The sequence below is a fragment of the Allochromatium palmeri genome, from assembly GCF_009720725.1.
Lineage (GTDB): Bacteria > Pseudomonadota > Gammaproteobacteria > Chromatiales > Chromatiaceae > Thermochromatium > Thermochromatium palmeri.
The window spans coordinates 1-10,887 of record NZ_WNKT01000068.1; the positions used below are offsets into that span (position 1 = coordinate 1).

Sequence of the window (10,887 nt, forward strand, 5' to 3'; positions counted from 1 at the left end):
GTGAAATTATTGATGGTTATGGATCTGAATATAAAATTGCGTTTTCATCTGTTTAATTTTTTTAATGAAAGTACTTACGAATGCGGCAGGTGTCAAATTTCGGCCAACTGGAGAGGCAGAAACGACATCTGACTTTACGGTCGTTTTATCGAACTGCACGGGCAATCAACGACGGACCATTCGCGTTAATTCTGTGGGACGTATCCATTCTATGAGGTCGGCATGTCCATGAATATTGCATCGCACCTCCAAAGACAGAATTTGATCGGGCGGGCTAAGCCACATTTTGCGCTTGCGCTCAAACAATGCGGTGTCACTCTTATTGAGGTTCTTATTACTGTCATCGTGCTTGCTATTGGTTTGCTTGGATTTGCGGCTCTTCAGATGACCAGCCTGCAATCCAGTTATAGCTCCTATTTACGCATGCAGGCCTCATGGTTGGCATATGACTTGACTGATCGAATGCGGGCAAGTCGAAGCGAAACGCTCAACGGTAACTACGATGACGATAGCACTGGTGATCGCGCCGATTGGGATAACCAAGTAATCACCATGCTTGGGGCTGATGCCACTGGGTCTGTCACAAGAAACAATGCTGAGGTCGTTATCACAATAACTTGGTCCGACAGTCGTGGAAACATCAAAGGCAGTGATGGTGCGACGGATGCAAATGATCAGAGTGATGATGACCAGTTTTTCGAGTATCGGACGGAGATTTAACCGTGACGGCACAGAGATCTTATCAATCTGGCTTTACCATCGTCGAGATTCTCGTCTCTCTCACGATCAGTCTTCTTTTACTTGGCGGTGTTATCAATGTTTTTCTCAGTAGCAAGCAAGGTTATCGCGTAAACGAAGCACTTGCTTGGGTACAGGAAAGTGGGCGTTTTGCGCTTGATATCATCAGCCGTGATGTAAGGCAGGCAGGGTATAACGCGAACCAGGAAATATGTGGCGGAAATATTTCTTTAGCGATCGAAAGCCCAATTGATAACACTGGACCCCTCGAAGCAGGTAGGCTGCGCATTACGCTTAACAATCCAGAAAATTATGCCAACAGCTGGCTTGGAATAATTTCCGGGAACATTGATGCTATTAGAGGCTATAACGCTGGAAGTAATGAATGGAGTCCGGCATTACCAACGGAAATCTCGGCTTTGAATCCAACAGTCAGTACTGATGTTATCACACTCCAGCATTCAGCAAGCGAAGGAGGCGTAGGATCGTTAAGCATTTATGCTCACCCAGGATCGGGTAACCAAAATTCACCAGGATCTGCTGATTTAAAAATCGAAGGAACTAACGAAGCAGAAGCTGAATATTTTTCAGTTTTTGATGAAAATTGTAAAAACGGTGGAGACTGGTCGAAGTGTATCGTCATGGCTTTAGACAAAACTTGTGAAGTTGGCGCTGTGCTTCAAATTACAAATTTTACTACTAGCAACGGGAACACCGTTCATAATACGGGCATTGGCGATCCTGGCAACAGAACTAAGAATTTGGGCCGATCTTTTGAGGGAGGCTATTTGGTACCTGGAATTTCTGAAAATGCTGCAACAATTACTTACTACATTTCTACTAACGCAAGCGGTCTACCTACACTGTTCCGCAGCACTAACGGTGCGACAGGCGAAGAGCTGGTTGATGGTATCCAGGATATGCAAATTCTTTATGGTGAGGACACCAGTAATAATAATAGTATCGATAACTATGTCGTTGCTAGCTTAGTTTCAAACTGGAATAACGTCTTGGCAGCACGCATTAGTTTGCTCGCTCAAAGTCCTGAAACGAATATCACGGCTGAGGGCGAAAATCAGGATCTGACTTTCAATGGGGCAACGGTTAATACCTCTGATCGTCGCCTGCGTCAGATATTTACGACAACGGTTACACTCCGAAATCGAGTGCCATGAAAAATAAATATAGTCAGCAAGGGGCTGTCCTCATCGTTTCGCTCATTATGCTATTGCTCTTAACGATTATCGGGGTCAGTGGCATGCGCGGCGTTACAATGCAAGAACGCATGGCTGGTAATCTCAAGGAGCAGTACCGCTCATTTCAGTCTGCTGAGGCGGCTTTACGTCTGGCTGAACAGGAGGTTGAGGATGGAGCTGCAAATAAATTACCAGATAACGGCGTAAACTGTGATGCCAGTATTGTTGATGGGCTAGCGGACAACAATTTCATTGCTGTTGCTACTGGCACCAACACCAATGAAGTCGTACCTCAATACCACTTCCGTTACTGCGGCCCGAGACCCCGCCAATACCGAAACGCTGATGGATTGACGGCTACGGGTGACGCGGGCGCTAGGGCAGGCATCTACGTCAATTACTACACCGTCATCGGCGTCGGACGGGTGCCCGGCAATGCCGAAACGGCGCTAATTTCCACTTACGGTATGTAGTGATATTCAGATCCGTTTTAAGTCTACAACGGCACTGATCCGTGCGATTAATTCGGGAGGGCAGGCAGATGAAAAATTTGATGCAAAAAGAGTCACAATCTAAAACAGTAAGCCTTGATGCAATAATTAAAGATGCTGTCCGGTCTTTTTTAGCCCTGCCCGTAGTATTTTTTTTTGTCGTTCTAGTAGCTTTTAGTCCTTCAATTTTGTTGGCTACGGATATTTCACAGGTACCACTTTATGTTGGCGGTCAAGTCGCACCGAACATCATATTCAATATCGATGAATCCTGGTCGATGGCCTGGCGTTACATGCCGGATTCGGTGCGCGAGGATAACGTAACGATCTACGGCAATCCATGGGCGACTAGTGCAGGAGATGGCGGGGACGATAACAAAAACCGTTGGACACTCGCCTTTCATCCGGATGACGTTTCAACTGGCGGCGCGGGAACGAGCGGCAACGATAGCGGAACTGGCGACGCTATTACCCGTACTCTTGTTGCCCGAGCTGACGCTTCAGGGGTTGCTACTGATCTAATTTCTGCGCGACTGCGTTCTTCAGCCTTCAACACGATCTACTATGACCCGGAGGTTCGCTACCGTCCGTGGTACAACCATGATGGCAGCGTGTTCCTGGATGCGGACCCTGCAGCAGCACCGCTCAATCCTAATAACACTAGCGCTGGCACAGTGGATCTCGTCGGGGAACAGACGTTCAGCACATCGCGAATTTGGTGCGGATCACTTAGCGATTCGACCGCAAACTCGACGAGTGTATCGAACCTCTCAGTTGATAACGGTGCAAGCAACACTCAACGGAATAACTTCTGCCAAAATATCACCGGCGAAAAGCTAGCCCCTGCCGTGTACTACACATCCAATGGCAATGGATTCCGCAACGCAGCAAATTTCACTCGCGAGCGGATTATGGATCACAGTACATTCGAGCGAGGTTCTGGCCGCACTGACTGCGCGGCTATTGCCAGCGGAACAGGAAATACCTGTACGCAGGCAGAGGAATATAAAAATTTCGCCAACTGGTTTACCTATAACCGCACCCGTATGTTTCTCGCCATTGCAGCGACCAGTCGGGCTTTTGCCGAGCAGGAGGACGGCATGCGTGTCGGCTATGCGCGGATTCATGGCCCCGACATCTCACTCGATGGCGTTAACAGCCCTGGTACGATGGTTCGTGGTGTACGGGACTTCAGGGGCACGGATCGGCAAAGTTTCTTTACTTGGCTGCATGCTCTTGGTGGCGAGGCAAGCACAGCAAGTCGACAATCGCTGTACGGTACGGCAGGTACGCATCATCAGTTCGCGGGCGCCACGCCGCTACGCGCAGCAATGGACGATGTAGGCCAATATTTTTCACGTTCTGATAACCGTGGCCCTTGGGGCCATACGCCAGGCGTTGACGACTCGACGCTACAGTTGACGTGCCGTAAGAGCTACCACATCTTGATGACTGACGGTATGTGGAATGGCGATGCTGCCCGCACCAGTAGTGCCAGAAGTAATGTGGACGGATCAGCAGGCTCCTCTATTTCGGGGGACGGGGAACCCTACCAATACCAGCCTACAGCACCTTACAGTGACAGCGTAAGTAACACCTTGGCCGACGTCGCGATGTACTACTGGAATCGCGATTTACGTACCGACCTAGCGAACAACGTACCCCCCGATTCGTCCAATCCAGCGTTCTGGCAGCACATGGTCAACTTCACGATAGGGCTTGGGGTTAACGGCACTCTCGATTTTCCAGGTGACTGGGATGTGCTGCAGGCAGGTACGAAATCTTGGCCCACTGTTACCTCTAATACTTCTACAGCGATCGACGACCTGTGGCATGCCGCTGTGAACAGTCATGGGGAATATCTGAGCACCACAAACCCGGAGCAATTTGCGACGGCCTTGAGTAATACACTTTCAAACATCATCAATCGCTCACAGGCATCTACAACCTCAATGCTGGCGAGTTCAGTATTTCTTGAAACTGATTCCGGCATCTATCAAGGAACCTATGACAGTAGCGACTGGAGCGGCAATCTGACCGCCTATGTTCCATCGGTTGCCGACAACACGCTCCAACTAACAGAAACCTGGGATGCGGAGAGCAGTATGCCGACTCCAGCAAACCGCAATATTCTGACTCACGACGGTTCAGATGGGATCACGTTCCAGTGGACAAACCTGACAAATAATCAGAAAACGGCCCTTGGAAACGACGAGAATGTCTTGAACTTTCTGCGGGGTATCCGTACCGATGAGGGTACGACCTACCGCGAGCGTGGCGGCGTGCTCGGTGATATTGTCAACTCCGATCCGGTGTATGTACACAAGGAAAACTTTGGGTTCTATAGCCTGTCCGGAACCCTAGGTTCCTCCTATATCACTTTTACGGAAACCAAAGCTAGTCGCACCCCGATGGTTTATGTTGGCGCCAACGATGGCATGTTGCACGCTTTCAATGCAGATACTGGCGTCGAAGTCTTCGCCTATGTGCCGCGTGCCGTTTATCCAAACCTGAAGTCTTTGTCCGAGCCGGAATATGCGCACAAATACTTTGTCGACGGCGACACTCATGTCTCGGATGCCTATCTTAGTAACGCCTGGAAGACCATCCTGCTTGGCACAACCGGTGCAGGCGGAAAATCGGTGTTCGCGATTGATGTGACCAATCCTACGACTGTCAGCGCCAGTAGCGTTCTCTGGGAAATCACTGACACGACCTCCGGCTTTAGTGATCTCGGTTATACAATGGGCGGGGAGCCGGTGATCGCACGCCTCAACGATGGCACCTGGGCCTCGATTTTCGGCAACGGTTATGACAGCACGCAAGGTAAAGCTGTTTTATATATTGTCAACCTAAACACAGGCGCGCTCATCAAAGCCATTGAGGCTGATTCCTCTGGCGCAAACGGTCTCTCGGGACCAGCGTTTTACTATCAAACCGACGACAGTGGCACCTACGCGGCCTACGTCTATGCAGGTGATCTCAAGGGCAACCTTTGGAAGTTCGATCTGACGGCGAGCAATAAAAATAGCTGGGACGTTGCCTTTACACAAGGGCAAAATAAATATCCTTTGTTCACGGCCAAAAATGATTATAACGACGTCCAGCCAATCACGGCGACGCCCGATCTGCGCCGACACGATGAAGGTGGCTATATAGTCTTGTTCGGCACCGGCAAGTATTTTTCTGTATCGGATCTGACCGATGTGACGGTGCAATCAGTGTATGGAATTTGGGATGATAACAGCAGCCGAATTACTGATCAGCGTTCAAACACGCTTGTGGAGCAGACGATCGACTACGAGGGAGATTACGGGGACTTCCATACCCGCGTACTAAGCGAAAACAGCGTTGACTGGGATGCTAAGCGTGGTTGGTTTCTGGACCTTGTTTCTCCCAACGCGGGTAAGCAAGGCGAACGTGTCGTACAGCCGGTCCAGGTTTGGTTTGATCGCTTGCGTGTAGCGACAACCATCCCGAACGAAGATCCTTGCGAAGGGGGCGGCTCGGGGTGGTACATGGAGATAGACCTCAAAACGGGGGGGCGATTGAATTACCCCGTATTCGATCTCGACGGCGATGGCGAAATGGATATGATCGCCCTCGATGGCCAGTCAGTACCCGTAACTGGGATCGCCCTATCCAATATCGGTGTCATGCCTGCTCAGATTGGCGATTACCTCGCTGTTGATACAGACAACCAGGATAACAATCTTAAACGCGACTCCGGTCTTGGTAGCATCAAAGGTCGCCAAACCTGGCGTGAGATCAGATAAAGCAAGCAACGCGGGAGCGAATAGAGATGCAACTGAGACAACAGGGTTTTACGCTCATCGAACTGATGATTACAGTGGCGATCGTGGGGATTCTCGCTGCGATTGCCTATCCGTCTTACCAAGAGTATGTGCGGGCGAGTCGGCGCGCTGATGCACAGACCGTCTTGCTCGAAAATGCGCAATTCATGGAGCGCTATTACACAACGAACGGACGCTATATAGATAATGCTGGGAATGAGCCAAATTTGCCGGTGACCGAGTCACCTAAAGATGGCGGAACGAAATTCTACGACATTGGATTCCAGGGCGAAGTCACGAATACGACCTACACCCTAGAGGCCGTCCCGAAGGGTGCCATGGCCAATGATGGTTGCGGAACATTGACCCTCGCCCATACTGGCGCCAAGTCGCGCACTGGAACAATGCCAGAGGATCGCTGCTGGCGGCGTTAACGTTCACGCGGCTACCTTTTCAATAGTCACTCTAAGTGTCAAGTCCCCGGAGATTGTAGATGCGTTTTTTGAAGAGTTCGGGTCGTTTATCGTGCCAGTCCTTATATGAGCGGTAAATTGGTGTTCGGCTCAGGCGGCGTGTCGGAAGCTCAATTCCAGGTCTATGCTGTCATAGGGAAACTGGACCTTGCCATCCGGGAGTTTTTCGATTAAGCCACATTCCACCAGTGGCTTGCTATCGTTGTGGACGCCTTTGATGTCGCGCCCGAGTTCACGCATCCCGAGTGGGCCAGCCCCAGCCAGTGCTTTGAGGATGGCCCAGCGGCGTGCATTCAGCACCGTCAGCAGGCGCTCTTCGCTGCTGAATGCGTACCGGCAACCCTGTGGCTCGCCGCGAAAAGCCGCATCCAGGCGTGCTTTGATGGATTCCAGATCCGACACTCCGATGGTCAATGTGGTCATGGGGTCCACTATAAGCATCCCGAAGTGGGTCTTGACGACCTGTTGCAAACGGAGCGGATTTTCACCGCTGTCCCTGGTCAACCCAACTCTTTCAAGCTCCGGCCTTCAGGCCGGGGTAGTTGACCGGCATCCAGTCGATCCAAAATCGCAAGCGCCTGCTTGATATCGCCCGTCGCCGCCATCGCCCGAAAATGGTTTTCGGTATCCCAGGCCGCCAATGCCCGAGCACTCAGTTCCTCCACCAATTTATTGGTGCTGAGGCCGCGACTGCGTGCCAGAGACTTCAAGCGCTCTGCCGTGTCGTCCGGTAAGCGAATCGTTAATGTCGTCATGGGGAGGCGTCTCAATGGGTATTCCGCGAGTGCAACGGCAGCATGAGCGTCATGGGATTTGCCGGTGACGGCATAAAGCCGTAATGCGTGTAGAACTCAACAGCCTGCGTGTTGATTGCGTGTACTAGTAGAGCACGCACGCCGATATTCTCAGCCACGGACAAGGCACGTTGCACAGCGTCCTGCAGCAAGGCACCGCCGATTTGCCGTCCCTGTAGGCGTTGGTCGACGGCCAGTCGGGCGAGCACCAGAACCGGCACGGGATCCGGCATGTTTCGCCGTATTTTCCCCGGCGATTCCTTATGCGCCACCGCGCCGGCGGCTAAGGCGTAATAGGCCATGACAGGCCCTGTATCACTCACCACAACAAAGGTCCGGCTGGCTCCCGAGGTCTGGTTGAACAGTGCCCGGCGTCGTAGCCACTCATCGAGTGACGATTCACCGCAGGAGAACTCTCCAAGTTGGTGCTCGACCGACAACGGCTGGAGCGACACAAGGCGATGAGTCATTGGGACTCGGCATCCCAGGGTGCTTTGATGGCCATCAGGCGTTCCAGACCCGGATTGGGTGCGGGCGGGGCGTCGAGCAAGGCGAGGAATTGCTCAAATTTGTCCGCATCCAGACTGAAGAACACTTGGTCGAGCAGCACGGATCGGGCGCGCTCACAGGCGGCCTCCAGCATAAAGTCCGAGCGGTTTTTACCCAGCGCCGAAGCCGCCTGATCAATGAGATCTCGCTGCTCGGGCAGGGCTCTGAGGTTGATAGCGGCATCACGCATGACGGCATCCCTGTATATCTAGTAGATATACGAAGTATCAACATTTCTTGAGGCGGATGTCAATCGGTCGAATCAGTGCGATCCTGGCCGTGCAGTTGGGCTTTGAGGCGTGCGATTTCGGCTAAAGCGGCTTCTTTGGCGGCCCGCTCCAGTTCCTCCCGGGCCTGCGCCTGTTCGAGCGCCGCTCGTTGCTGTTCGGCTTCAGCCTTCAACTCTTCCAGGTGGCGCTGGATACCGCGTTGTTCGCGCAGATAGTTCTGGCGCGCCTGATAGGCGTGATAGGCGCGGTCTTTGTCGGAGAAGGCTTTCAGGGTATTCATGGCTTGCCTCATTTCGTCGGTGTGCATCCAAGAGGGCAGGGCGTCGGCGTCGAGCTGCTCGCCGTCTTTGAAGAACTTCAGCCACCGTTCCTGTTCGGTTTGGACGGCGTCGGCGTGGAATTTGTTCAGCTCCAGCAGCCAGATGCCGCCGTGGTCGAGCAGCAGACGACCGGCGGTGTCGCGCATCCGGAATTCGTGGATGCACTCGGGGCGCTCGTGCAGCAGGTCTTCGCCCAGCAGCCAGATGGCGTAGGTGGGTTTGAGGAGGCTGTAGTCCTCGCCGCTGTGCAGTTGGGCGCTGTAGAGGTCAGCCCAGGTGTAGAGGATGCGTGCGAGCAGGTCGCGGTTGGCGAGGAGCTGGATTTCGATCTGGTGTAGGCAGCCGCGCTGGTCGCGTGCTTTGACGTCGACGATGCTGAGCTTGTCGTCGAGGAATTCTTTGTCGTTGTAGGGGTTGAGGATTTCAACGTCGGTGATGGGGGCGGGGAGTGCCGGGCCGAGGTTGGCGTTGAGGAAGTGGATCAGCAGGGCACGATTGGACTCCGCCCCGAGCAGGGCCTTGAAGACGCAGTCGATCTTGGGGTCGATGGGATGGTTCATGGTGGCGAGTCTAGTCAGGATCCGGGGGACTGGCCATCTGTGTTGGCCGGCGGCGTGGGATCAGGGCGGCGCGGGCGGACGCCGAGCATGCGGTACATGGCGTCGAAATGGGGCCGCACGACGGCTTCGGGCGCGCGCTTTGGCGGCGGCTCGGGGATGTAGAGGGTGTGGGCGGCGGAGTAGACGGCGTCGCTGTCCGGGGTGCGGGGGCGGTTGGGTGTCTGTTGTCGGGGCGCTGACGGGGCCGATGGGTCTGACGGCGCGGAGGCGGCGGTGCGCTGTTGGTGCAGTTCGGAGAGATAGCCTTCGAGCTTGGCGGGTTTGAACAGGGTTTCGGGGCGCAGGTAGCGAGCGCGTTCGGTTCCGGCCCAAGTGGCTGACTTTGAGGTCGATGACGGCGCACAGTGTTTCGGGCGGCTGGGTGCGCAGGGCCTGGTGCACGAGGCTGTGGCTCTGGCTGCCGGGGGTGCTGGGAAAGGCGGTGTCGGCGCGCTGGTTGAGGTGGTCGATGACCTGGGTGATCTGCGGATCGTCGACGGGGGGCGGTGCGGCGGGTGTCGGCGTTGGTTCGGGGGCGGGTTGGCTCTCGGGTGTGGTGCGCGTGGGGACCGGGGCGATCTCGGTGGTCGCCGGCGGTGGGGTGATGGGCGCGGCGTCGGTGTGCACGGATGGGGCGGCGACGTGCAGCAGGGCGCGATAGCGGTTGGTGTGTTGGGCGTCGCCGGGTTCGACCTGCAACAGGTTCAGTGCGACCAGATCCTTGATGGCGCGTTTGACGGAGCTGTAGGAGGTTTGGGAGTCGCGCGCGAGTCGGCGCAGCGAGGGCCAGGCGCAGGCGGTGGTCGAGTTGATGTAGAGCGAGAGTCGGGTGGCGATGCGGCTGGCGGTGTGGCTCAGCGTGGGTTCGGACAGGACACGGCGCTGCCAGTCGAGGATGTCCACCGGTGAGGCGGCAAATTGGACGAACATTCGGCAATCTCCAAGGTTTAGGGTTCGGAGACCACCGACTGGATTGAGTTGGATCGCGTGTGGGGGCGTCGAGACGGAATCGTCCTTGGGGACTCTGCTAGAATGGCGCCGGCCACTGGTGCGCTCGACTCTCGATCAGTCGGGGCTTTGTGCGGTGCGGTGCTGGTAACACCCCCGCGACGGTGGCCATCCTAACCGCATTTCTTCGCCGCTGTCGAGTCCTGTGCGCACACATTTGCTGTGCGTGAGCGATGGCGCGCCGTTTTGGCTGGCTGTCTCCTGAGTCCGCGTTTGATCAGGCTCACCGAGGGGTGGGCGGGCGGGACGTTGTCTTTGTTCGTTAAGACTTCGTTCGTTTAGGGGCCAGGCTGGACCCAGCTTGTGGTCGTGGCTGGGCCCACCCTGGGGTCAGGGTGGACCCACGATTCGAGGCTTGAAGCGTGCCGGCTGAACGTGGTGGCGATCCAGCTAAACCTCGACTAGGCCGGGATGCGTAATTTCTCTTCCTCTGGATCGAGCGTAGTTTTGGTCCAGAGTCGGTCAGCGATGGCGAAGGGATCGGCATTGATGGTGTGAACAAAGTGGTTGACCCGTTGAACCAATTCCTCGGCCGTGGCGTGACAATGATGGTAGGTGACCTCCTCGCGTAACCATCGCCACAGCGCTTCCACCGGCATGAAGTCTGGGCTATAGGCGGGCAACGGTTGGAGGGTGATCGACAGCTCCTGAGCGAGCTCGCGCACGGCCCCGGCGCGATGATAGGAGGCGCCATC

Annotated in this window: 12 protein-coding genes; 5 read left to right on the forward strand and 7 right to left on the reverse strand. The window is 54.7% G+C overall.

Annotated features, from left to right (window positions below):
- Positions 1 to 222 precede the first annotated feature (222 nt).
- The 5 genes from pilV to GJ668_RS18545 all read left to right on the forward strand — a co-directional run bounded on the left by pilV (position 223) and on the right by GJ668_RS18545 (position 6,653).
- Complete coding sequence (gene pilV, locus GJ668_RS18525; RefSeq protein WP_246194998.1) at positions 223 to 720, forward strand: type IV pilus modification protein PilV; 498 nt, start codon at positions 223 to 225, stop codon at positions 718 to 720.
- 2 nt (positions 721 to 722) lie between these two features.
- On the forward strand, positions 723 to 1,913 hold the full coding sequence (locus tag GJ668_RS21145) for a PilW family protein (RefSeq protein WP_155451592.1): 1,191 nt from the start codon (positions 723 to 725) through the stop codon (positions 1,911 to 1,913).
- A complete protein-coding gene (locus GJ668_RS18535; protein WP_155451593.1) occupies positions 1,910 to 2,407 on the forward strand; it encodes a pilus assembly PilX family protein in 498 nt (165 codons plus the stop codon). The genes GJ668_RS21145 and GJ668_RS18535 overlap by 4 nt, the downstream gene beginning before the upstream one ends.
- A 68-nt stretch (positions 2,408 to 2,475) precedes the next feature.
- Positions 2,476 to 6,201 (forward strand): pilus assembly protein, encoded by a 3,726-nt coding sequence (locus tag GJ668_RS18540; protein ID WP_155451594.1) that lies wholly within the window; start codon positions 2,476 to 2,478, stop codon positions 6,199 to 6,201.
- A 26-nt stretch (positions 6,202 to 6,227) separates the two neighbouring features.
- The gene (locus tag GJ668_RS18545; protein WP_155451595.1) at positions 6,228 to 6,653 is read left to right on the forward strand and encodes a type IV pilin protein; all 426 of its coding nucleotides are present in this window, start codon (positions 6,228 to 6,230) and stop codon (positions 6,651 to 6,653) included.
- Positions 6,654 to 6,782: 129 nt separating this feature from the next.
- On the opposite strand, the gene GJ668_RS18550 is transcribed toward GJ668_RS18545, so the two are convergent.
- The 7 genes from GJ668_RS18550 to GJ668_RS18580 all read right to left on the reverse strand — a co-directional run.
- Positions 6,783 to 7,115, reverse strand: a complete 333-nt coding sequence (locus GJ668_RS18550) for an HVO_A0114 family putative DNA-binding protein (RefSeq protein WP_155451596.1) — start codon at positions 7,113 to 7,115, stop codon at positions 6,783 to 6,785.
- Between the two features lie 77 nt (positions 7,116 to 7,192).
- Complete coding sequence (locus GJ668_RS18555) at positions 7,193 to 7,447, reverse strand: ribbon-helix-helix domain-containing protein (protein ID WP_155451597.1); 255 nt, start codon at positions 7,445 to 7,447, stop codon at positions 7,193 to 7,195.
- An 11-nt stretch (positions 7,448 to 7,458) separates the two neighbouring features.
- Positions 7,459 to 7,956 carry a GNAT family N-acetyltransferase gene (locus GJ668_RS18560; protein ID WP_155451598.1) on the reverse strand — a complete coding sequence of 166 codons (498 nt, stop codon included), beginning with the start codon at positions 7,954 to 7,956 and terminating at the stop codon, positions 7,459 to 7,461.
- On the reverse strand, positions 7,953 to 8,225 hold the full coding sequence (locus tag GJ668_RS18565) for a type II toxin-antitoxin system TacA family antitoxin (RefSeq protein ID WP_155451599.1): 273 nt from the start codon (positions 8,223 to 8,225) through the stop codon (positions 7,953 to 7,955). Before GJ668_RS18565 ends, GJ668_RS18560 begins: the two co-directional genes overlap by 4 nt.
- Before the next feature lie 59 nt (positions 8,226 to 8,284).
- Positions 8,285 to 9,145 (reverse strand): Rpn family recombination-promoting nuclease/putative transposase, encoded by an 861-nt coding sequence (locus GJ668_RS18570; RefSeq protein WP_155451600.1) that lies wholly within the window; start codon positions 9,143 to 9,145, stop codon positions 8,285 to 8,287.
- Positions 9,146 to 9,159: 14 nt separating this feature from the next.
- Positions 9,160 to 9,843 carry a conserved phage C-terminal domain-containing protein gene (locus GJ668_RS20785; RefSeq protein ID WP_186343209.1) on the reverse strand — a complete coding sequence of 228 codons (684 nt, stop codon included), beginning with the start codon at positions 9,841 to 9,843 and terminating at the stop codon, positions 9,160 to 9,162.
- A 750-nt stretch (positions 9,844 to 10,593) separates the two neighbouring features.
- Positions 10,594 to 10,887, reverse strand: a 294-nt coding sequence (locus GJ668_RS18580) for a transposase (RefSeq protein WP_186343029.1), incomplete at its 5' end; no start/stop codon positions are given.

Bases quoted from the DNA above. Each gene is read 5' to 3' on its own strand.
- GJ668_RS18540 (WP_155451594.1), top strand. From the start codon at position 2,476: ATGAAAAATTTGATGCAAAAAGAGTCACAATCTAAAACAGTAAGCCTT.
- GJ668_RS18545 (WP_155451595.1), top strand. From the start codon at position 6,228: ATGCAACTGAGACAACAGGGTTTTACGCTCATCGAACTGATGATTACA.
- GJ668_RS18565 (WP_155451599.1), bottom strand. From the start codon at position 8,225: ATGCGTGATGCCGCTATCAACCTCAGAGCCCTGCCCGAGCAGCGAGAT.
- GJ668_RS18550 (WP_155451596.1), bottom strand. From the start codon at position 7,115: ATGACCACATTGACCATCGGAGTGTCGGATCTGGAATCCATCAAAGCA.
- GJ668_RS18555 (WP_155451597.1), bottom strand. From the start codon at position 7,447: ATGACGACATTAACGATTCGCTTACCGGACGACACGGCAGAGCGCTTG.
- GJ668_RS18570 (WP_155451600.1), bottom strand. From the start codon at position 9,145: ATGAACCATCCCATCGACCCCAAGATCGACTGCGTCTTCAAGGCCCTG.
- GJ668_RS18560 (WP_155451598.1), bottom strand. From the start codon at position 7,956: ATGACTCATCGCCTTGTGTCGCTCCAGCCGTTGTCGGTCGAGCACCAA.
- pilV (WP_246194998.1), top strand. From the start codon at position 223: ATGTCCATGAATATTGCATCGCACCTCCAAAGACAGAATTTGATCGGG.
- GJ668_RS18535 (WP_155451593.1), top strand. From the start codon at position 1,910: ATGAAAAATAAATATAGTCAGCAAGGGGCTGTCCTCATCGTTTCGCTC.